Origin of the sequence: Pseudomonas atagonensis, assembly GCF_011369485.1 — a bacterium.
GTDB classification, from domain to species: Bacteria; Pseudomonadota; Gammaproteobacteria; order Pseudomonadales; family Pseudomonadaceae; genus Aquipseudomonas; species Aquipseudomonas atagonensis.
This window is the reverse complement of the sequence record NZ_VXCA01000025.1, coordinates 146,303-167,155: the sequence shown is the minus strand read 5'-3', so window position 1 is coordinate 167,155 and position 20,853 is coordinate 146,303. Positions and strand designations below refer to the sequence as shown.

Genomic DNA, 20,853 nt, shown 5'->3' with positions numbered 1-20,853 from the left:
CCTGCATCCCAACCCGTATTCATGAGGAGAGCGCGCGTGTCGCCAAGCCTGTTCCGACGATAACCATCAGCCCGCTGTGCGTTTTCCGTTTCGCCCTTTTTTCCGGCTGCTATTTATTACAGGCCCAGGTTCATGCCCGAATACGTCAATTGGCTTCGCCACGCGTCTCCTTATATCAATGCCCACCGCGACTGCACCTTCGTCGTCATGCTGCCCGGCGACGGCGTGGAGCATCCGAACTTCGGCAACATCGTCCACGACATCGTCTTGCTGCACAGCCTTGGCGTGCGCCTGGTGCTGGTGCACGGTTCCCGCCCACAGATTGAAACCCGCCTCGCCGCTCGCGGCCTGACGCCGCATTACCACCACGGCATGCGCATCACTGATGCCGCGACGCTTGAGTGCGTGATCGACGCCGTTGGCCAGTTGCGCATTGCCATCGAGGCACGGCTGTCGATGGACATGGCTTCTTCGCCGATGCAGGGCTCGCGTCTGCGGGTGGCCAGCGGCAACCTCGTCACTGCGCGGCCGATCGGTGTGCTCGAAGGCGTCGATTATCACCACACCGGCGAAGTGCGTCGGGTCGACCGCAAAGGCATCAACCGTCTGCTCGACGAGCGCTCCATCGTGCTGCTGTCGCCGCTGGGCTACTCGCCGACCGGTGAAATCTTCAACCTCGCTTGCGAAGACGTCGCCACCCGAGCCGCCATTGATCTGGGCGCCGACAAGCTGCTGCTGTTCGGTGCCGACCTCGGCCTGATCGATGAAAACGGCAGACTGGTGCGCGAACTGCGTCCGCAACAAGTGCCGGCGCACCTGCAGCGTCTGGGCAGCAACTATCAGGCGGAGCTGCTGGATGCCGCTGCCGAGGCTTGCCGTGGTGGCGTGGCGCGTAGCCACATCGTCAGTTATGCCGAGGATGGCGCGTTGCTGACCGAGCTGTTCACCCGTGACGGTGGCGGTACGCTGGTGGCCCAGGAGCAATTCGAGTTGGTGCGTGAGGCGGCGATTGAAGACGTCGGCGGCTTGCTCGACCTGATCAGTCCGCTGGAAGAGCAGGGGATTCTGGTGCGCCGTTCGCGCGAAGTGCTGGAGCGTGAGATCGAGCAGTTCAGCGTGGTCGAACGTGAAGGCATGATCATCGCCTGTGCGGCGCTGTATCAGATTGCCGATTCGGATGCCGGAGAATTGGCTTGCCTGGCGGTGAACCCGGAGTATCGCCACGGCGGTCGCGGTGATGAACTGCTGGAGCGTATCGAGACTCGTGCCCGGGCTCAGGGTTTGAAAACTCTGTTCGTACTCACCACCCGCACCGCGCACTGGTTCCGCGAGCGCGGTTTCGAGCCGAGCAGCGTCGAGCGTCTGCCAGCGGCACGGGCGTCGCTGTACAACTATCAGCGCAACTCGAAGATCTTCGAAAAGACCCTCTGAAGACAGGTGAGGTGCTTTTGTGGCAAGGGGATAAATCCCCTCGCCACAGGTTTTCATTCCGCCAGTGATGAATTTCGCAGTTATTCGGTGATGAATTTCGCGCTGACGTACGGCGAATAATCCGGCAGCACCGTTTCAACCTTGCCCTGTTCCTTCAAAAACTTCGCCGTCTCACCAATCGCCTTCGCCGTGCCGCCATCCAGCAGCGCGGTGGTTTGTTGTGCTTTGGCATCCGGGAATGCCGAACCGGCCAGTAATTCCGGTACATCGGCTGCATTGGCACCGGTCAGTTTGGCGATTTTTTGTACGGGCGCCGAGTCCGCGGTCCAGCTGTCTTTATGGCTGGCGTAATCGGCGAACGCGTCCAGCGTGACCTTGGCAAATTTGGCCACGACGTCAGGATGCTTCTCGGCAAAGTCCTTGCGGGCGACCCAGACTTCAAAGGTCGGCGCGCCCCATTGGCCGACCTGTGCGGCGTCGGTCAGGGTCTTGCCAGTCTTGCGGATTTCGCCCAGGGCCGGCGACCAGACAAACGCCCCGTCAATGTCGCCACGCTTCCACGCCGCCGCGATTTCCGCCGGTTGCAGGTTCACCACTTTGACATTCGAGGTGTCCAGGCCCCAGTGCTTGAGGGCGCCGAGCAGACTGTAGTGGGAGGTGGAGACGAACGGCGTGGCGATGGTTTTGCCGATCAGGTCTTCGGGCTTGTTGATACCGCTGCCGTTGCGCACGACCAGCGCTTCGGCGGCATTGATCTGCGCCGAGACGATGAAGGCAACAATCGGCAGATTGCGCGAGGCGGCAGCCGCCAACGGGCTGGAGCCTAGGTTACCGATCTGTACGTCGCCGGAAGCGATGGCTGTCACAACTTCCGGGCCGCTGTTGAAACGGCGCCAGTCGATTTTCTCGCCGATGGTTTTCTCGTAGAGACCCTCGGCCTGCGGGACTTTGCTGGGGTCGATGCCCGTCTGATAGCCCACTGTGAGGTTGGCGGCGTGGGCGGAAAAAGAAATCAGCGCTGATACACAAACTGTAACAAATTGACTAGATAGTGCGCGTTTGGCCATCATGGCGTCGCCTTTTCGATAGGGTTTGACGATTTGGGGTAGCGCCAAAGCTAATCGATCTAAAAAAAGGCTAACAAATACCATTTAGGAATGAGCTTAGTCGCCGATACGCTGTATCGCGGTGCAGATGGCCACTTAATGGCCATATTCCCGAATGGTATGAAAAAGAATGAATAAATTCTTTTTGGGTTTATCAGGAAATCTTTACTCTGCACGGACCAAATCACTGCGATTAGACCTTGGTCGTAGACACACAAAGTTACGATTGACTTGTCAGTCACGAACTGGCGCTAATCGCGCATCTTAGGATCCAGGCATTCGACCCGGACCAGGAATACAAGAATTAGAAACGAGAGGAGCTTTACATGAACAAGTCCACCTTGGCCCTGGCTGTGGCCGTAGGGGTTATGGCGCAGCAGGCAGGCGCCGCCGGTTTCATCGAAGACAGCAAGGCTACTTTGGGGCTGCGTAACTTCTACATCAACACTGATAACCGTAGCGGCACTGCCGAACCGAGCCGCAACGAAGAATGGGGCCAAGGCTTCGATCTGCGCTTCATTTCCGGGTACACCCAAGGCACCGTCGGTTTTGGTATCGACGCTATCGGCCTGCTGGGCGTACGTCTGGACTCGGGCGGTGGCACCAACGGTAACGTTGCGGCTAACGGCAGCCCTGGTACCGGTTACGGCGGCACTGTTTTTCCAAGCGAATCCAATGGCCAAGCGGTCGATAACTTCTCCAGCCTGGGTCTGACTGCCAAAGCCAAGATCTCCCAGACTGAACTGAAGCTGGGTACCCTGCAGCCGAAAAACCCGGTTATCGTGACCAACGACGGCCGTCTGCTGCCACAAACCTGGCAAGGTGGCCAGATCACTTCCGGCGAGATCAAGGACCTGACTCTGGTCGGTGGTCAGATCGAAGCTGTGAAAGGTCGTAACTCCAGCAACAACGAGAACCTGTCTATTAACGGCGCGGCCCCGCGTAGCGCTAATAGCAACAAGTTCATCTACGCCGGTGGTGACTACAAGATCACCAAAGACCTGACTGCCCAGTATTACTACGGCAACCTGGAAGATTTCTACAAGCAACACTTCCTGGGTCTGGTTCACAACTGGGCAATCGGCCCGGGCGTGCTGAAGTCCGACTTCCGCTACTTCAACAGCTCGGACGATGGCGCCAACTCCAACACGCCGGCTTATTACAGCACTGGTAACTACACCGGCATGCCAAGTGGTAAAGGCAAAGTCGACAACAATCTGTACAGCGGTCTGTTCCTGTACACCGTTGAAGGTCATACCTTCGGTGGCGGCTACCAGGTTTCCAACGGCAGCAGCGACTTCCCTTGGCTCAACCAAGGCGACGGTTCGTCGAACTACACCATCACCGACATGCAAATCCAGAAGTTCGGTCGTGCTGGCGAAAAAACCTGGCAGGCACGCTACTCGTATGACTTCGCCAAGGTCGGCGTACCTGGCCTGACCGCTGGCTTGGTTTACCTGCACGGTGATGACATCGATACCGTCAACGCCCGTGGTGTGCAGACCGTTAACAACGCTTCCGAGTGGGAGCGCGACCTGACCGTAGGTTATGTCGTACCGGAAGGCCCGTTGAAGAACGTCGGCTTCATGTGGAAAAACGCCACCTGGCGTACCAACATTCCGGGCGTTCGCGACCAGGATGAAAACCGTCTGATCCTCAGCTACTCGATCCCGCTGCTGTAATAGCGCTCAAGTATCTGATGTAAAAAAAGCCCCGTCCGGCATCGCGCCGGACGGGGCTTTTGCGTTTTCGAGTCAGACTCACCCCCGTAAGTCCTCCCCGAATTTCCCTCTTTGCAGCAACTCAAGGCCTTCTCGAACCTTGCGACCGATGTTCGTCGCGATGGCGCCGAGCGTCCAGTGAACAGATGTTTAATATTCTTTATAGATCTAAATATCTATTTATTTATTCTTTTTCATGATGGCAAAACCCGAGCTACAGTTGAGGTCTCCAACAACTCATCAGGAGCAGCACCATGAGCCTCAGACTCGGCGACATCGCCCCCGATTTCGAACAGGATTCCAGCGCCGGCAAGATTCGTTTCCACGAGTGGCTGGGCGATAGCTGGGGCGTGCTGTTCTCCCACCCGGCGGACTTCACCCCGGTGTGCACCACCGAGCTGGGCTTCACCGCCAAGCTCAAGGATGAGTTCAGCAAGCGCGGCGTCAAGGCCATCGCGCTGTCGGTCGACCCGGTGGATTCGCACCACAAGTGGATCGAAGACATCAACGAAACCCAGAGCACAATCGTCAACTTCCCGATCCTGGCCGATGCTGATCGTAAAGTCTCGGATTTGTACGACCTGATCCACCCGAACGCCAACGACACACTGACCGTGCGTTCTTTGTTCGTGATCGATCCGAACAAAAAAATCCGCCTGACCATCACCTACCCGGCGAGCACCGGGCGCAATTTCCACGAGATTCTGCGGGTGATCGATTCGCTGCAGCTCACCGACAACTACAAAGTGGCCACCCCGGCCAACTGGCAGGACGGTGACGAGGTGGTGATCGTGCCGTCGCTCAAGGACGAAGACGAAATCAAGCAACGCTTTCCGAAGGGCTACCGCGCAGTGAAGCCTTATCTGCGCCTCACCCCACAGCCGAACAAGTGAATCCGTAAATTTTGCGGTGTAGTCACCACCGCTTTCGCGAGCAAGCCCGCTCCCACATTCTGGAATGCGTTCCCCTGTGGGAGCGGGCTTGCTCGCGAAGGCGTCGGCTTGAGCGACACAGAATTCAGAACCACTAAGCAGGGGATTTCAGGCCGTTTCGACGGCCTTTTTTTCGTCCGGGAAAACGCGGCTCGCATATCTCTTAATCGTATAACCAAATGAATAAATATGATTTATGGATATATAAATCAGCTGGTAAGGTCACTCCCATCGAAGCGAGATCGCAACCCGCGAATCGCCTGTAACGCTTAAGGAATTGTCTGAATGTTGGTCGTCTCACTCGGTGGCAGTCCCAGCCTGCGCTCCCGTTCCGGGGTGCTGCTGGAGCGCTCGCAACGCTGGTTGCAGGCGCAAGGAGTGGAAGTGGTGAGTTATCAGGTGCGGGACTTCCCGGCCGAGGATCTACTCCACGCCCGCTTCGACAGCCCGAAAGTGCTCGACCTGCTGCAACAGATCGAAAACGCCGACGGCCTGCTGATCGCCACGCCGGTTTACAAAGCGTCGTTCTCCGGCGCCCTGAAGACCTTGCTGGATCTGCTGCCCGAGCGCGCCCTGAACCACAAGATTGTCTTGCCGATGGCTACTGGTGGAAGCATCGCCCACATGCTGGTAGTCGATTACGCGCTCAAGCCAGTGTTGTCGGCGTTGAAGGCTCAGGAAATGCTCCAGGGGATTTTTGCCGAGGACAGCCAGATCGCTTACGGCGAAGGCAGTGCCGCCGCGCAACTGGCGCCGGCACTGGAGCAGCGTCTGCACGAAGCGCTGGATCAGTTTGTCGGCGCGATGGCCCGTCGGCCGAAACCGCTGGAACCGGGCTTGTTGAATGAACGTTTGTTGAGTGCTCGCTGGAGCATTTAAGTCTCACCGAAACTTGAAGTACTGGCCTTACTCGCCCGCCAACGGGCAAGCAGGTGCAGCCAAAACCCAACAGCAAAAAGGAGAGCGCTATGCGCACTGTATTTTTGCGTCGTGGTCTGGTCGCTCTGTTTGCTGCGGCTGTCACCTTCGGCGCCATCACTCAAGCTCAAGCCGAGACATTGCGGATCGGTTATCAGAAATACGGCACGCTGGTGCTGCTCAAAGCCAAAGGGACGTTGGAAAAACGTCTGGCCGCCCAAGGCGTGGACGTGCAATGGACTGAATTCCCCGGCGGCCCGCAACTGCTGGAAGGCCTGAACGTCGGCTCGATCGACTTCGGCGTTACCGGCGAAACCCCACCAGTCTTCGCTCAGGCGGCCGGTGCCGATCTGCTCTACGTGGCCTACGAGCCGCCAGCGCCGAACAGCGAAGCGATCCTCGTGCCGAAAGATTCGCCGATCAAATCGGTGGCGGATCTCAAGGGCAAGAAAGTCGCGCTGAACAAGGGCTCCAACGTCCACTACCTGCTGGTGCGTGCGCTGGAAGACGCCGGCCTCAAGTACTCCGACATTCAAACCGTATTCCTGCCGCCGGCCGATGCCCGCGCCGCGTTCGAACGTGGCAGCGTCGATGCCTGGGTCATCTGGGATCCGTACCAGGCGGCCGCCGAGCAACAACTGCAAGCGCACACCCTGCGTGACGGCAAAGGCATCGTCGACAACCACCAGTTCTATCTCGCGACCAAGCCTTACGCACAGAAAAATCCCGAGGTCATCAAGACCCTTGTCGAGGAAGTGCGCGCGGTGGGTGAGTGGTCGAAAGCCAATCCTGAAGATGTGACTCAACAAGTTGCGCCACTGCTCGGCCTGCCGGCGGACATCACGCTGACCTCGGTGAAACGCCAGGGTTACGGCGCGCTGTTCCTGACGCCGGAAGTAGTCGCCGCACAACAGAAAATCGCTGACACGTTCTTCCAGCTCAAGCTGATTCCCAAGCCGCTGAGCATCAAGGATGTGATCTGGACACCACCGGCCGCTGTGGCTAAAGCGCAGTAATTCGAATCCCCAAGGAGACCACTCCATGAGCCTCAATATCTTCTGGTTCCTGCCTACCCACGGCGACGGCCATTACCTTGGCACCGCCGAAGGCGCCCGCGCCGTTGACCACGGTTATCTGCAACAGGTCGCGCAAGCGGCGGATCGTCTGGGTTTCGGTGGTGTGCTGATTCCTACCGGCCGCTCCTGCGAAGACTCGTGGCTGGTCGCGGCATCACTGATCCCGGTGACCCAGCGGCTGAAATTCCTTGTCGCCCTACGCCCCGGGATCATTTCCCCGACGGTGGCGGCGCGACAGGCAGCCACGCTGGATCGTCTGTCTGGCGGTCGTGCACTGTTCAATCTGGTGACCGGTGGTGATCCTGAAGAATTGGCCGGTGACGGTCTGTTCCTCAGCCACGAAGAACGCTATCAGGCCTCGGTGGAATTCACCCGCATCTGGCGTCGTGTGCTGGAAGGCGAAACCGTTGATTACGACGGTCAGCACATCAGCGTGAAGGGCGCCAAATTGCTCTATCCGCCGATCCAGCAACCGCGTCCGCCGCTGTACTTCGGTGGCTCATCGGAAGCGGCGCAGGATCTGGCGGCCGAACAAGTGGAAATGGTCCTGACCTGGGGCGAGCCGCCAGCGGCGGTGGCGGAGAAGATCGAACAGGTGCGCGCCAAAGCCGCCAAGCTCGGTCGCACCGTGCGCTTCGGCATCCGTCTGCATGTGATCGTCCGTGAAACCAACGCCGAAGCCTGGCAAGCGGCGGATCGCCTGATCTCGCATCTGGATGACGACACCATCAAGCGTGCGCAAGCCTCGCTGGCGCGTTTCGATTCGGTCGGCCAGCAACGCATGGCCGCACTGCACGGTGGCAGCCGCGACAACCTCGAAGTCAGCCCGAACCTCTGGGCCGGCGTTGGTCTGGTGCGCGGCGGTGCCGGGACGGCGCTGGTCGGCGATGGCCCGACCGTGGCGGCGCGCGTCAAGGAATACGCCGATCTGGGCATCGACACCTTCATCTTTTCCGGTTATCCACACCTCGAAGAGTCGTATCGCGTCGCTGAACTGCTGTTCCCGCACCTCGATATCGAACGCCCGGAACTGCCGAAAAGCGCCGGTTATGTCAGCCCGTTCGGCGAGATGGTCGCCAACGACATTCTTCCCAAAGCCGCGTCGCAGAGCTGAGGCGCGCCATGAAGAAGATTATCCACAGCCTCGCGCCCTGGGCGTTGCCGGTGTTGTTGCTGGCGGTGTGGCAGTTGTCGGTGTCGGCGGGTTGGTTGTCGACGCGGATTCTGCCGGCGCCGGTGGCGGTGATCGAGGCCGGCGTAAGCCTGGTGCGCAGCGGTGAAATCTGGACGCACCTGGCGATCAGCGGCTGGCGCGCGGCGCTGGGCTTCACCATCGGTGGCAGCATTGGTCTGGCGCTGGGTTTCATCACTGGCCTGTCGAAGTGGGGCGAGCGCCTGCTCGACAGCTCGGTGCAGATGATCCGCAACGTGCCGCATCTGGCGCTGATCCCGCTGGTGATTCTGTGGTTCGGCATCGACGAGTCGGCGAAGATTTTTCTGGTGGCGCTGGGGACGTTGTTCCCGATCTACCTCAACACTTATCACGGCATTCGCAACGTCGACCCGGCGCTGGTGGAGATGGCGCGCAGTTATGGTTTGAGCGGTTTCAGCCTGTTCTGGCAGGTGATTCTGCCGGGTGCGCTGCCTTCGATTCTGGTCGGCGTGCGCTTCGCACTGGGCTTTATGTGGCTGACGCTGATCGTCGCGGAAACCATCTCGGCCAGTTCCGGCATCGGCTACCTGGCGATGAACGCCCGGGAGTTTTTGCAGACCGACGTGGTGGTGCTGGCGATCCTGCTTTATGCGGTGTTGGGCAAGCTCGCTGACCTCGCGGCTCGCGGACTTGAACGCGTGTGGTTGCGCTGGCATCCGGCCTATCAGGTTGCCAAAGGAGGTGCGGCATGACCGCTCAACAACCTCCACGTCTGCTACGCGGGATTCCGCTGGCGGTGCGCAATCTGCAGAAAACCTTCGGCGCGCGGCAAGTGCTGCGCGATATCGATCTGCACATTCCGGCGGGGCAGTTCGTCGCCGTGGTCGGGCGCAGTGGCTGCGGCAAAAGTACATTGCTGCGCTTGCTTGCCGGCCTCGACCAGCCGACTGGCGGCGACTTGCTGGCCGGCGCCGCGCCGCTCAGCGATGCGCGGGAAGACACCCGATTGATGTTCCAGGAAGCGCGGCTGCTGCCGTGGAAAAGGATCATCGACAACGTCGGTCTCGGCCTCAAGGGCAACTGGCGTCCGCAAGCACTGGACGCATTGGAAGCGGTCGGTCTGGCCGACCGCGCCAATGAATGGCCGGCGGCGTTGTCCGGCGGTCAAAAGCAGCGTGTCGCGCTGGCCCGGGCGTTGATCCATCAGCCGCGTCTGCTGTTGCTCGACGAACCGCTCGGCGCACTGGATGCGCTGACCCGCATTGAAATGCAGCAACTGATCGAACGTCTTTGGCAGCAACACGGTTTCACCGTGCTGCTGGTGACCCACGACGTCAGCGAAGCGGTGGCGATTGCCGACCGGGTGATTCTGATCGAGGACGGCGAAGTCGGTCTCGATCTGCCTGTGGAGCTGCCACGCCCGCGAGTACGCGGATCGCACCGGCTGGCGGCGCTGGAAACCGAAGTGCTCAACCGTGTTTTGTCCCTGCCTGGCGAACCGCCGGAGCCGGAACCTGTTTCACCCCTGCCTACGCAACTGCGTTGGGCGCAATAACTCAAGTTCTATCAACGACAGGAATCAATGCCATGACTATCAAAGCCATCAACGTGCGCAACCAGTTCAAAGGCTCGATCAAGGAAATCGTCCTCGGCGACGTGCTGTCGGAAATCGACGTGCAGACCGCTTCGGGCATCGTCACTTCGGTGATCACCACCCGTTCGGTCAAGGAGCTGGAACTGGTGGTCGGCAGCGAAGTGATCGCCTTTGTGAAATCCACCGAGGTATCGATCGCCAAGTTGTAATCGATGCGGTACACAGGGCCCCGGACGGCTTTAACCCTCCGGGGTTTTTTCATGCGTGCTTTTCAATGGATATTCAGGCGCACGGTTGTTGGTTTGGAGGCGCCGGGCAGATCTGCTATGTTCCGGCTTTTGTCAGGGCGCCTACAGGAAGATTATGACGACTAAGCAGAATGCCGCAGGGCATTCGCCCGCTCACCGCGAGTACCGGGAATTCACTCGCGAGCAATGGTCTGCCTTCCGGGACGATGCGGCGCAGAGCCTTTCGTCTGCGCAAATGAATGCGCTGATCAGTCCGACACAGCCCATCACGCGAGAGGAAGTAGAAACCATTCTGCTGCCTCTGGCGCGCCTGTTGAATCTGCACGCAGCCGCGGCGCGGTCGCTGGGTCAGGTGCACAGTGAATTTCTGGGCGAGCCTGCGCACAAACCACCCTTTGTCATTGGCATCTCCGGCAGTGTCGCGGTAGGTAAAAGCAGTTTTGCCCGGGTCTTGTCGGCGCTTTTGTCGTCGTGGCCGGGCTCGCCGGATGTGCAGTTGGTGACCACCGACTCGTTCCTGTTTCCGCTGGCGACCCTCGAAAAGAACAACCTATTGCATCGCAAAGGCTTTCCCGAGTCCTACGACCGGGCGCTTCTTCTCGACTTTTTGCACGCCGTGCGCAACGAAGGCAACCCGGTGCAGATTCCGGTCTACTCGCACGTTCAGTACGACATTCTTGCCGATGAGACGCAGACCATTCAGTCGCCCGATATCATCGTTCTGGAAGGTTTGAATGTGCTGCAAGAGGACAAGCGCGACAGTTTGAACGTCCTCGATTTCGTCGACTTTTCGATCTACGTCGATGCCGCGCAAGAAGACATCAAGAAGTGGTACCTCGAACGCTTTGTGTACTTGAAGAACACCGCATTTCAGTCCGACGAGTCTTACTTCAACAAGTACAAGAGCCTGTCGAATGACGAGGCGCTGTCAGTGGCGTCCGGTACTTGGGATCGGGTCAACTTGAAAAACCTCGTTGAGAACATCCTGCCGACCCGCGACAAGGCCAGTCTGATACTCAACAAGTCGGCCGATCATTCCATCGACAGGATTCTGCTGCGGGCAATCTGAACAGACGGCCTTGTAAGGCGCGGCTGCCGGTCAGACGGCAGTCGTTCGCTTGGGCAGGTAAAGCGGCAGGTACAAACCCAGGTAAGCATCGAATACGCGCATGCCTTCCTCCGCCATGCGCGGCGTGATTTGCCCGTGCTGCTGGACTGATCGGGCGTAGACGCGGTCGCCCAATTCCATCGCCAGCGCAAACACGTCGACATCGCTCGGCAGTCTCGGCAGTTCGAAGTGATGGTCGAACAACTTGTGCATCAGGTCGCCCAATTCAATGTCGTGCTGACGGTCAGCCTGCGTCACTTCGGTGAGTCCGTGCTGGGCGAGGATCAACTGGCGGGCGGCGGCGTCTTCGTCGTAGATTTCCAGCATCCGCCGTTCAACCAGACGCGAAAGATCACGCCAGTCGCACAGAGCCTCGTGATCAATCGGCGCTTGCAGGCAAGCGCGAAACGCGGCGTGCACGTCAGCGGTGAGTGCTTCGAGCAACGCCGGGACGCTGGCGAAGAAGTGGTAAACGGAGGAGGGCGGAATCTGCGCGCGCTCGGCCACGCTGTAGATCGACAGACTGGCCACACCCTCGGCGGCCAGCAGCGTGCGCGCGGCGTCGAGTATCGAATCGATCCGCGCCTGACTGCGGGCACGGGGTTTGCGAACGGGGGCGGGTCGCGTCATGAAAGTCTCCTGCGGGGCAGCGGGCATTGTACGAGCCGGGTTCGATGTTGTCTTGTCGGCCGTCTTCGGGAGCAAGCCCCCTCCCACAGTTGATTTTCTGTGTACTCAAAATGCCTGCTCACGGGATATCCCCTGTGGGAGGGGGCTTGCTCCCGAACCGCCGAAGGCGGCCATTCCCCTTCTATTGTGTCGGCCATAAAAAAACGCCGCAGGCTGAATCAGCCCACGGCGTTTTTTGCAGCTGCAATCCGCTTAAACGGTATGCAGATACCAGTTGTACTCAAGGTCGGAGATGGAGTGTTCGAACTCCTCCAGCTCGCTTTCCTTACAGGCCACAAAGATATCGATGTATTTCGGATCGATGTACTTGGCCATGACCTCGCTGTCGTCCAGCTCACGCAATGCATCGCGCAGGTTGTTCGGCAGGCTTTGCTCGTTCTGCTCGTAGCTGTTGCCTTCGACAGGCGCGCCCGGTTCGATCTTGTTGGTCAGACCGTGGTGCACACCAGCCAGTACCGAAGCCATCAGCAGGTACGGGTTGGCATCGGCGCCGGCCACGCGGTGTTCGATACGTACGGCATCGGATGAGCCGGTCGGTACGCGAATCGCCACGGTACGGTTGTCCAGACCCCAGCACGGCGAGTTCGGCACATAGAACTGTGCGCCGAAACGACGGTACGAGTTGACGTTCGGGCAGAGGAAAGCCATCTGCGCCGGCAGGGTCTCGAGCACACCGCCGATCGCGTGACGCAGTGCGGCGTTCTGCTCGGGATCCTCGCTGGCAAAAATGTTTTTGCCATCTTTGTCGAGTACCGAAATGTGGACGTGCAGACCATTGCCAGCCTGACCCGGGTAAGGCTTGGCCATGAAGGTGGTGTCCATTTCATGGTCGTAGGCGATGTTCTTGATAAGGCGCTTGAGCAGTACCGCGTAGTCGCACGCCTTGATCGGGTCGGCGACGTGGTGCAGGTTCACTTCGAACTGCGCCGGGGCACTTTCCTTGACGATGGCGTCGGCCGGGATGCCTTGCTCTTTGGCACCTTCCAGAATGTCCTGGAGGCAGTCGACGTATTCGTCGAGGTCGTCGATCAGGTAAACCTGAGTCGAGTGCGGGCGTTTGCCGGAGATCGGCGAGCGTGGTGGCTGTGGACGGCCGTTCACGTTTTCCTGGTCGATCAGGTAGAACTCGAGTTCGAATGCGGCGCAGATGGTCAAGCCAAGCTCGTCAAACTTTGCAACAACTTGACGGAGCACTTCGCGCGGATCGGCGAAGAAAGGATCGCCTTCGAGTTCGTGCATGGTCATCAACAGTTGCGCGGTTGGGCGCTTCTGCCATGGCTCATTGCACAGGGTGTCGGGGATTGGATAGCAGATACGGTCGGCGTCGCCGATGTCCAGGCCCAGGCCGGTGCTTTCCACCGTTGAACCATTGATATCCAGAGCAAATAGAGAGGCCGGCAGGTTGATGCCTTTCTCGTAAACCTTGTGGAGGCTGGTGCGTTCAATGCGCTTGCCGCGCACCACACCATTCATATCCGCAATCAGAAGGTCAACGTACAGAACCTCAGGATGTTCCTTAAGGAACGCGTTCGCTTCGTTAAGCTGAACGGCACGCGGGGGTACCGACATGATGCAACACCTTTGTTGTTAAAAATATCAATCATTGATCTTTTCTGGTTTCAGTCAACCCGAACGGCCTGCCGAAGTCAAGCGAGGCCTTTTTTGCCCTAAAAAAGCGCTGTGAGGGCATTTATGGGGCACTTTTGGGCGGTTTTTAGTCCTTGAAGCGCTTGGCACCCGCGGGCTTGAGCAGGCCGTGTTGTATTTTTTACGGGGGTGTTGTGTAAAAAAATGAACAAGGCTAAGCTCGGATCAAACCCATAACAGCAATAATACCGGGGTGCTTCATGTCTCGCCTGCCGATAATCGGCGTCACCGACTGCTCGCAACAGTCCGGTCTGCATGCTCATCACATCAGTGGCGACAAATCCGTCCGTAGCGCTGCCAGTCAGGCTTGTGGCTTGCCGACGAAGGTCTCGTGCGCAATAGCCGAAACGGCAACGTCCGATATTCTGGACGCACGGGCAAGCATCCGGTTTATGGCGTCTCCTTTCAATATAGATCTCTTTCTCTTCCAAAGCCTGTGCGGCTCCTCAAGCCGTGCTCGTGATTCTGCACGCGTTGCTCGCCTCGAGTGTGCACAGGAAATGCAACGCCAGCGTAAAGGGCAGGTAAGCTCCTCTTTCATTGTCGATGCGCGGTGCCGGGCGTAAGCCGGCACTGCGCGCAAGCAAGCCCCCTTTAACGCGACGCCAAGGCGTCAAACTTGCCTGACAGACTGTCAGGAGACTCAGCCCAGAGGCATTTATGAGTAACAACCTCGACCAGCTCACCGATTGGTTGAAAGACCACAAGATCACAGAAGTCGAATGCATGATCGGCGACTTGACCGGTATCACCCGGGGCAAGATCTCGCCGACCAACAAGTTCATCGCCGAAAAAGGCATGCGCCTGCCAGAGAGCGTTCTGTTGCAGACCGTGACCGGCGACTACGTCGAAGACGACATTTATTACGAACTGCTCGACCCGGCCGACATCGACATGATCTGCCGCCCCGACCAGAACGCCGTGTACCTGGTGCCATGGGCCATCGAGCCAACGGCTCAGGTGATCCACGACACCTACGACAAGCAAGGCAACCCGATCGAGCTGTCGCCGCGCAACGTGCTCAAGAAAGTCCTCAAGCTCTACGCCGATAAAGGCTGGCAGCCAATCGTGGCGCCGGAGATGGAGTTCTACCTGACCAAGCGCAGTGACGACCCTGACTATCCGTTGCAGCCGCCGATCGGTCGCTCGGGGCGTCCGGAAATCGGCCGTCAGTCGTTCTCCATTGAAGCAGCGAACGAATTCGACCCGTTGTTTGAAGACGTCTACGACTGGTGCGAGCTGCAGGAACTGGATCTCGACACGCTGATCCACGAAGACGGCACGGCGCAGATGGAAATCAACTTCCGTCACGGCGACGCGCTGTCGCTGGCCGATCAGATTCTGGTGTTCAAACGCACCATGCGCGAAGCCGCGCTCAAGCATGACGTGGCTGCGACCTTCATGGCCAAGCCGATGACCGGCGAGCCGGGCAGTGCGATGCACTTGCACCAGAGCATCATCGACATCGAAACCGGCAAGAACGTCTTCTCCAATGAAGACGGAACCATGAGCCAGTTGTTCCTGCACCACATCGGTGGCTTGCAGAAACTGATTCCGGAATTGCTGCCGCTGTTCGCGCCGAACGTCAACTCGTTCCGCCGCTTCCTGCCGGACACTTCGGCACCGGTGAACGTGGAGTGGGGCGAAGAGAACCGTACCGTGGGTCTGCGCGTGCCGGATGCCGGCCCGCAGAATCGTCGGGTGGAAAACCGTCTGCCGGGCGCCGACGCCAACCCGTACCTGGCGATTGCCGCGAGCCTGCTCTGCGGTTACATCGGCATGGTTGAAGGTCTGAACCCAAGCGCACCGGTCGTCGGTCGTGGTTACGAGCGACGCAACCTGCGCCTGCCGCTGACCATCGAAGATGCACTGGAACGCATGGAAAACAGCGCGACCATCGAGAAATACCTGGGCAAAACTTTCATCACTGGCTACGTCGCGGTCAAGCGGGCCGAGCATGAAAACTTCAAGCGCGTGATCAGTTCGTGGGAGCGTGAGTACCTGCTCTTCGCCGTCTGATACGCCGGGCGCGGTGCTCAGGTGCCGCGCCTTCACCGATAACAAGGAGAATTGGCATGACCAGCAACAACCCGCAAACCCGCGAGTGGCAAGCACTCAGCAATGATCACCACCTGGCCCCGTTCAGCGACTTCAAGCAGCTGAAAGAGAAAGGCCCGCGGATCATCACCAACGCCAAGGGCGTTTACCTGTGGGACAGCGAAGGCAACAAGATCCTCGACGGCATGGCCGGTCTGTGGTGCGTGGCCATCGGTTACGGTCGTGATGAATTGGCCGACGCTGCCGCCAAACAGATGCGCGAATTGCCTTACTACAACCTGTTCTTCCAGACCGCCCACCCGCCGGCGCTGGAACTGGCCAAGGCTATCGCTGACGTCGCACCGCAAGGCATGAACCACGTGTTTTTCACCGGTTCCGGCTCCGAAGGCAACGACACCATGTTGCGCATGGTTCGCCACTACTGGGCGATCAAGGGCCAGCCGAACAAGAAAGTCATTATCAGCCGCAAGAACGGTTATCACGGTTCGACCGTGGCCGGCGCCAGCCTCGGTGGCATGACCTATATGCACGAGCAGGGCGACTTGCCGATCCCGGGCATCGTCCACATCGCCCAGCCGTACTGGTTCGCTGAAGGCGGCGACATGTCGCCGGAAGAGTTCGGCATCTGGGCGGCCAATCAGCTGGAAGAAAAGATTCTCGAAGTCGGCGTCGACAACGTCGGTGCCTTTATTGCCGAGCCGATCCAGGGCGCCGGCGGCGTGATCATCCCGCCAGACACCTACTGGCCGCGCATCAAGGAAATCCTCGCCAAGTACGACATCCTCTTCGTCGCCGACGAAGTGATCTGCGGTTTCGGCCGTACCGGCCAGTGGTTCGGCAGCGATTTCTACGACCTCAAACCCGACATGATGACCATCGCCAAAGGCCTGACCTCTGGTTACATCCCGATGGGTGGCCTGATCGTGCGCGACGAAGTGGTGAAGGTGCTCAACGAAGGCGGCGACTTCAACCACGGCTTCACCTACTCCGGTCACCCGGTGGCAGCAGCGGTGGGCCTGGAAAATATCCGCATTCTGCGCGACGAGAAAATTATCGAGAACGCGCACAACGAAACGGCACCGTATTTGCAGAAACGTCTGCGCGAGCTGAACGATCACCCGTTGGTGGGGGAAGTGCGCGGAGTCGGTCTGCTGGGGGCCATCGAGCTGGTGCAGGACAAGGCCACTCGCAAGCGTTACGAAGGCAAGGGCGTCGGCATGATCTGCCGCCAGTTCTGCTTCGACAACGGGCTGATCATGCGCGCCGTGGGCGACACCATGATCATCGCGCCGCCGCTGGTCATCAGCAAAGCGGAGATCGATGAACTGGTGACAAAGGCACGCAAGTGTCTGGACCTGACCCTCAGTGCGTTGCAGGGCTAAGTGCTAGGCTTTGGGCGGGGGAGCTGCGGCGCACTCGCTCAAAGCTGTCAGAAAGGCTGGTCTTTTCTTGAAAGACCGCCTCGGATCTTGCCAGACTAGCCGCGGTTCCAGTTGTCCGGGTTCGGCCGCTGAACAATGTGGTTCAAAAAAGAAAAATTTGGAGCATGACGCATGAAGGCATTAGGTAAAAAGCTTGCTGGCAAGACTCTGCTCGCCCTGTCCGTCGCGGGCATGATGGCGGGTGCGGTTCACGCGGACGACAAGGTGTTGCACGTCTACAACTGGTCTGACTACATCGCTCCGGACACCATCGCCAACTTCGAGAAAGAGTCGGGGATCAAGGTGGTCTACGACGTATTCGACAGCAACGAAACCCTGGAAGCCAAACTGCTGGCAGGCAAGTCCGGCTACGACGTGGTCGTGCCGTCCAACAACTTCCTGGCCAAGCAGATCAAGGCTGGCGTTTATCAGGAACTGGATCAGTCCAAACTGCCTAACTGGAAGAACCTGAACCAGGACCTGCTCAAGGCCGTCTCGGTCAGCGACCCGGGCAACAAGCACGCCTTCCCGTACATGTGGGGTTCGATCGGCATCGGTTACAACCCGGAGAAGGTCAAGGCTGCACTGGGCGTCGACACCATCGACTCGTGGGACGTGCTGCTCAAGCCGGAGAACATCGCCAAGCTCAAGGGCTGCGGTGTGAGCTTCCTCGATTCGCCGACCGAAATGCTCCCGGTCGCGCTGCACTACTTGGGCCTGCCAACCGACAGCCAGAAGAAAGAAGACATCAAGAAAGCCGAGGAACTGTTCCTCAAGATTCGTCCTTCGATCACCTACTTCCACTCCTCCAAGTACATCTCGGACCTGGCCAACGGCAACATCTGCGTAGCGGTCGGCTACTCGGGTGACGTGCAGCAGGCCAAGTCCCGTGCTGCCGAGGCCGGTGACAAGGTGAAAGTCAGCTACGCCATTCCGAAGGAAGGCGCTGGCAGCTTCTTCGACATGGTCGCCATCCCTAAAGATGCCGAAAACGTTGAAGGCGCCTACAAGTTCATGACCTTCCTGCAGAAGCCTGAAGTCATGGCCGGCATCACCAACGCCGTACGCTTCCCGAACGGTAACGCCGCTGCAACCCCTCTGGTAGAGAAAGACATCACCAGCGATCCAGGCATCTACCCGCCAGCCGACGTGCAGGCCAAGTTGTATGCGATCGCCGATCTGCCAGCGGCCACCCAGCGTGAAATGACGCGCAGCTGGACCAAAATCAAATCCGGTAAATAAACCGGTTTGACGCAGCAACCGCTGGCCGTCGCCTTCGCCGGGGCGGCCAGCGGTGTAATTAAATGACAGAAAGTTTTGCTGGAACGGTTTTTCGAGGGTAAGTTGCGCGCCGGTTTTGTTGCCGGGCAGTCATGGCTGTCATGCAGCGCGGGGCAACTTGGGCCCAACTAATTTAGAGGACCTCCACTTGCCTATTTTTTCTTCTTTGCGCAAAGCCCTGCTGGCCACTGCCGGCCTGACGATTGCTGTCGGAGCCCAGGCCGCCGGTACGGTGCATATTTATAACTGGTCGGATTACATCGGCGAGACCACCCTGGCGGACTTCCAGAAAGCCACCGGGATCAAACCGGTCTATGACGTGTTCGATTCCAACGAAACCCTGGAAGGCAAACTGCTCGCCGGGCGTACCGGTTACGACGTGGTCGTGCCGTCGAACCACTTCCTCGGCAAGCAGATCAAGGCGGGCGCGTTCCAGAAGCTCGACAAGTCGCAGCTTCCGAACTATTCCAACCTTGACCCGGTGTTGCTCAAGCGTCTGGAACAGAACGATCCGGGCAACCTTTACGCCGTTCCGTACCTGTGGGGCACCAACGGCATCGGTTACAACGTCGACAAGGTCAAGGCTGTGCTCGGTATCGACAAGATCGATTCCTGGAGCGTGCTGTTCGAGCCTGAGAACATCAAGAAGCTGCACAGCTGCGGCGTAGCGTTCCTCGATTCGGCCGATGAAATGATGCCGACCGTGCTCAACTACATGGGCCTGAACGCCAACAGTACCGATCCCAAGGATTACGCCAAGGCCACCGACAAGTTGCTCGCGGTGCGTCCTTACGTGACCTACTTCCACTCGTCCAAATACATCGGCGATCTGGCCAATGGCGACATCTGCGTGGCCATCGGTTTCTCCGGCGACATCTTCCAGGCCAAGCACCGCGCCGAGGAAGCCAAGAAGGGCGTGAACATCGCCTACTCGATCCCGAAAGAAGGCGGCGCGCTGTGGTTCGACATGCTGGCGATTCCGAAGGACTCGTCCAACGTCAAGGAAGCCCACGCCTTCATCAACTATTTGCTGAAACCTGAGGTCATCGCCCAGGTCAGTGATTACGTCGGTTACGCCAACCCCAACCCGGGTTCGGACAAGCTGATGGAGCAATCCATTCGCACCGACGAAGCGGTTTATCCACCGCAAGCAGTCCTCGACAAGACTTACGTGTCGGTCGAGTTGCCACCCAATATTCAGCGTTTGATGACCCGTAGCTGGACCAAGGTCAAGTCGGGCAAATAACGCTAAAACTATCCTGGGTTCGTCTTGCGTGGGCGAACTGCAATTTTGTTGGGAGTTTCGTAAATGGCAGTTGCCTCCGGCGCCTATAAGAAAGCCCTCGAGGGCGACCAGACACCTAAACAGGTGTTGGTCAAAATCGACCGGGTCACGAAGAAGTTCGACGAGACGATTGCCGTGGACGATGTGTCCCTGGAAATCAAGAAAGGCGAGATTTTCGCCCTGCTCGGCGGTTCGGGATCGGGCAAGTCCACTCTGCTGCGGATGCTGGCAGGGTTCGAACGGCCCACGGAGGGGCGCATTTTCCTCGACGGCGTCGACATCACCGACATGCCGCCGTACGAGCGACCGATCAACATGATGTTCCAGTCGTACGCCTTGTTCCCGCACATGACCGTGGCGCAGAACATCGCGTTCGGCCTGCAACAGGACAAGATTCCCAAAGCCGAGGTCGACGCTCGCGTGGCCGAGATGCTCAAGCTTGTGCAGATGAGCCAGTACGCCAAGCGCAAGCCGCATCAACTGTCCGGCGGTCAGCGTCAGCGTGTGGCGCTGGCCCGTTCGCTGGCCAAACGACCGAAACTGCTGCTGCTCGACGAACCGATGGGCGCACTGGACAAGAAACTGCGCTCGCAGATGCAGCTGGAACTGGTGGAAATCATCGAGCGCGTGGGTGTGACCTGCGTGATGGTGACGCACGACCAGGAAGAGGCCATGACCATGGCCGAGCGCATCGCGATCATGCACCTGGGCTGGATCGCCCAGATCGGCAGCCCGATCGACATCTACGAAACCCCGACCAGCCGCCTGGTCTGTGAATTCATCGGTAACGTGAACATCTTCGAAGGTGAAGTGATCGACGACGCCGAAGGCCACGCGACCATCACCTGCAAGGACCTCGACCGGCAGATCTACGTCGGCCACGGCATCAGCACCTCGGTGCAAGACAAGTCCGTGACCTACGCGATCCGTCCGGAGAAGCTGCTGGTCACCGCCGACCAGCCGACTTGCGAATACAACTGGTCGAGCGGCAAGGTGCACGATATTGCCTACCTCGGTGGTCACTCGGTGTTCTACGTCGAATTGCCGAGTGGCAAACTGGTGCAGTCGTTCGTGGCCAACGCCGAGCGTCGTGGCGCGCGTCCGACCTGGGGTGATCAGGTCTACGTCTGGTGGGAAGACGACAGTGGCGTGGTACTTCGCTCATGAACATGCGCAAATTCAAA

The 20,853-nt window shown here is 59.0% G+C and carries 18 protein-coding genes; 15 read left to right on the top strand and 3 right to left on the bottom strand.

The annotated features are described in order from the left end of the window. Window positions 1–132: 132 nt before the first annotated feature. Window positions 133–1,431: an amino-acid N-acetyltransferase gene (gene argA, locus F2P67_RS16315; protein WP_166221659.1), complete on the top strand. Its 1,299-nt coding sequence runs from the start codon at window positions 133–135 to the stop codon at window positions 1,429–1,431. Window positions 1,432–1,511: 80 nt separating this feature from the next. On the opposite strand, the gene tauA is transcribed toward argA, so the two are convergent. Continuing rightward, the gene (tauA, locus tag F2P67_RS16310; protein WP_425511026.1) at window positions 1,512–2,501 is read right to left on the bottom strand and encodes a taurine ABC transporter substrate-binding protein; all 990 of its coding nucleotides are present in this window, start codon (window positions 2,499–2,501) and stop codon (window positions 1,512–1,514) included. 362 nt (window positions 2,502–2,863) lie between these two features. Between tauA and F2P67_RS16305 the strand changes: the two genes are divergently transcribed. From F2P67_RS16305 to coaA, 9 genes are all read left to right on the top strand, one after another. After that, window positions 2,864–4,219 (top strand): OprD family porin, encoded by a 1,356-nt coding sequence (locus F2P67_RS16305; RefSeq protein WP_166221657.1) that lies wholly within the window; start codon window positions 2,864–2,866, stop codon window positions 4,217–4,219. Between the two features lie 293 nt (window positions 4,220–4,512). Further along, window positions 4,513–5,151 (top strand): peroxiredoxin, encoded by a 639-nt coding sequence (locus F2P67_RS16300; RefSeq protein WP_166221655.1) that lies wholly within the window; start codon window positions 4,513–4,515, stop codon window positions 5,149–5,151. A 324-nt stretch (window positions 5,152–5,475) separates the two neighbouring features. Beyond that, the gene (gene ssuE, locus F2P67_RS16295; protein ID WP_007913832.1) at window positions 5,476–6,069 is read left to right on the top strand and encodes an NADPH-dependent FMN reductase; all 594 of its coding nucleotides are present in this window, start codon (window positions 5,476–5,478) and stop codon (window positions 6,067–6,069) included. An 89-nt stretch (window positions 6,070–6,158) separates the two neighbouring features. After that, window positions 6,159–7,124 carry a sulfonate ABC transporter substrate-binding protein gene (locus tag F2P67_RS16290; RefSeq protein WP_166221653.1) on the top strand — a complete coding sequence of 322 codons (966 nt, stop codon included), beginning with the start codon at window positions 6,159–6,161 and terminating at the stop codon, window positions 7,122–7,124. Window positions 7,125–7,149: 25 nt separating this feature from the next. Then, window positions 7,150–8,298, top strand: a complete 1,149-nt coding sequence (ssuD, locus tag F2P67_RS16285; RefSeq protein WP_064589716.1) for an FMNH2-dependent alkanesulfonate monooxygenase — start codon at window positions 7,150–7,152, stop codon at window positions 8,296–8,298. Window positions 8,299–8,306: 8 nt separating this feature from the next. Then, window positions 8,307–9,089 (top strand): aliphatic sulfonate ABC transporter permease SsuC, encoded by a 783-nt coding sequence (ssuC, locus tag F2P67_RS16280; RefSeq protein ID WP_093429771.1) that lies wholly within the window; start codon window positions 8,307–8,309, stop codon window positions 9,087–9,089. Then, the gene (ssuB, locus tag F2P67_RS16275; protein WP_166221651.1) at window positions 9,086–9,892 is read left to right on the top strand and encodes an aliphatic sulfonates ABC transporter ATP-binding protein; all 807 of its coding nucleotides are present in this window, start codon (window positions 9,086–9,088) and stop codon (window positions 9,890–9,892) included. The genes ssuC and ssuB overlap by 4 nt, the downstream gene beginning before the upstream one ends. A gap of 32 nt (window positions 9,893–9,924) precedes the next feature. Continuing rightward, complete coding sequence (locus tag F2P67_RS16270; RefSeq protein ID WP_003229256.1) at window positions 9,925–10,140, top strand: TOBE domain-containing protein; 216 nt, start codon at window positions 9,925–9,927, stop codon at window positions 10,138–10,140. Between the two features lie 154 nt (window positions 10,141–10,294). Next, window positions 10,295–11,248: a type I pantothenate kinase gene (gene coaA, locus F2P67_RS16265; RefSeq protein ID WP_166221649.1), complete on the top strand. Its 954-nt coding sequence runs from the start codon at window positions 10,295–10,297 to the stop codon at window positions 11,246–11,248. Between the two features lie 30 nt (window positions 11,249–11,278). On the opposite strand, the gene F2P67_RS16260 is transcribed toward coaA, so the two are convergent. Both F2P67_RS16260 and F2P67_RS16255 read right to left on the bottom strand, forming a co-directional pair. Continuing rightward, window positions 11,279–11,917 carry a TetR/AcrR family transcriptional regulator gene (locus tag F2P67_RS16260; RefSeq protein ID WP_166221647.1) on the bottom strand — a complete coding sequence of 213 codons (639 nt, stop codon included), beginning with the start codon at window positions 11,915–11,917 and terminating at the stop codon, window positions 11,279–11,281. Between the two features lie 252 nt (window positions 11,918–12,169). Further along, on the bottom strand, window positions 12,170–13,546 hold the full coding sequence (locus F2P67_RS16255; RefSeq protein WP_166221645.1) for a glutamine synthetase family protein: 1,377 nt from the start codon (window positions 13,544–13,546) through the stop codon (window positions 12,170–12,172). Between the two features lie 738 nt (window positions 13,547–14,284). Here F2P67_RS16255 and F2P67_RS16250 point away from each other — a divergent pair. The 5 genes from F2P67_RS16250 (at window position 14,285) to F2P67_RS16230 (ending at window position 20,836) form a co-directional block, all read left to right on the top strand. Further along, complete coding sequence (locus F2P67_RS16250) at window positions 14,285–15,643, top strand: glutamine synthetase family protein (RefSeq protein ID WP_007967993.1); 1,359 nt, start codon at window positions 14,285–14,287, stop codon at window positions 15,641–15,643. 56 nt (window positions 15,644–15,699) lie between these two features. Next, window positions 15,700–17,064, top strand: a complete 1,365-nt coding sequence (locus F2P67_RS16245; protein WP_166221643.1) for an aspartate aminotransferase family protein — start codon at window positions 15,700–15,702, stop codon at window positions 17,062–17,064. Window positions 17,065–17,235: 171 nt separating this feature from the next. Further along, window positions 17,236–18,345 carry a polyamine ABC transporter substrate-binding protein gene (locus F2P67_RS16240; protein WP_166221641.1) on the top strand — a complete coding sequence of 370 codons (1,110 nt, stop codon included), beginning with the start codon at window positions 17,236–17,238 and terminating at the stop codon, window positions 18,343–18,345. 187 nt (window positions 18,346–18,532) lie between these two features. After that, on the top strand, window positions 18,533–19,630 hold the full coding sequence (locus tag F2P67_RS16235) for a polyamine ABC transporter substrate-binding protein (RefSeq protein WP_166221639.1): 1,098 nt from the start codon (window positions 18,533–18,535) through the stop codon (window positions 19,628–19,630). A gap of 63 nt (window positions 19,631–19,693) precedes the next feature. Then, window positions 19,694–20,836: an ABC transporter ATP-binding protein gene (locus F2P67_RS16230; RefSeq protein ID WP_034151965.1), complete on the top strand. Its 1,143-nt coding sequence runs from the start codon at window positions 19,694–19,696 to the stop codon at window positions 20,834–20,836. The last annotated feature ends 17 nt before the right edge of the window (window positions 20,837–20,853 follow it).

What these genes read in the sequence shown, in the direction of transcription:
- ssuC (WP_093429771.1), top strand. Translation starts at nt 8,307, where the DNA reads ATGAAGAAGATTATCCACAGCCTCGCGCCCTGGGCGTTGCCGGTGTTG.
- ssuE (WP_007913832.1), top strand. Translation starts at nt 5,476, where the DNA reads ATGTTGGTCGTCTCACTCGGTGGCAGTCCCAGCCTGCGCTCCCGTTCC.
- ssuB (WP_166221651.1), top strand. Translation starts at nt 9,086, where the DNA reads ATGACCGCTCAACAACCTCCACGTCTGCTACGCGGGATTCCGCTGGCG.
- F2P67_RS16290 (WP_166221653.1), top strand. Translation starts at nt 6,159, where the DNA reads ATGCGCACTGTATTTTTGCGTCGTGGTCTGGTCGCTCTGTTTGCTGCG.
- F2P67_RS16260 (WP_166221647.1), bottom strand. Translation starts at nt 11,917, where the DNA reads ATGACGCGACCCGCCCCCGTTCGCAAACCCCGTGCCCGCAGTCAGGCG.
- tauA (WP_425511026.1), bottom strand. Translation starts at nt 2,501, where the DNA reads ATGATGGCCAAACGCGCACTATCTAGTCAATTTGTTACAGTTTGTGTA.
- F2P67_RS16255 (WP_166221645.1), bottom strand. Translation starts at nt 13,546, where the DNA reads ATGTCGGTACCCCCGCGTGCCGTTCAGCTTAACGAAGCGAACGCGTTC.
- F2P67_RS16230 (WP_034151965.1), top strand. Translation starts at nt 19,694, where the DNA reads ATGGCAGTTGCCTCCGGCGCCTATAAGAAAGCCCTCGAGGGCGACCAG.
- F2P67_RS16270 (WP_003229256.1), top strand. Translation starts at nt 9,925, where the DNA reads ATGACTATCAAAGCCATCAACGTGCGCAACCAGTTCAAAGGCTCGATC.
- F2P67_RS16250 (WP_007967993.1), top strand. Translation starts at nt 14,285, where the DNA reads ATGAGTAACAACCTCGACCAGCTCACCGATTGGTTGAAAGACCACAAG.
- F2P67_RS16245 (WP_166221643.1), top strand. Translation starts at nt 15,700, where the DNA reads ATGACCAGCAACAACCCGCAAACCCGCGAGTGGCAAGCACTCAGCAAT.
- F2P67_RS16305 (WP_166221657.1), top strand. Translation starts at nt 2,864, where the DNA reads ATGAACAAGTCCACCTTGGCCCTGGCTGTGGCCGTAGGGGTTATGGCG.
- F2P67_RS16240 (WP_166221641.1), top strand. Translation starts at nt 17,236, where the DNA reads ATGAAGGCATTAGGTAAAAAGCTTGCTGGCAAGACTCTGCTCGCCCTG.
- F2P67_RS16300 (WP_166221655.1), top strand. Translation starts at nt 4,513, where the DNA reads ATGAGCCTCAGACTCGGCGACATCGCCCCCGATTTCGAACAGGATTCC.
- coaA (WP_166221649.1), top strand. Translation starts at nt 10,295, where the DNA reads ATGACGACTAAGCAGAATGCCGCAGGGCATTCGCCCGCTCACCGCGAG.
- argA (WP_166221659.1), top strand. Translation starts at nt 133, where the DNA reads ATGCCCGAATACGTCAATTGGCTTCGCCACGCGTCTCCTTATATCAAT.
- ssuD (WP_064589716.1), top strand. Translation starts at nt 7,150, where the DNA reads ATGAGCCTCAATATCTTCTGGTTCCTGCCTACCCACGGCGACGGCCAT.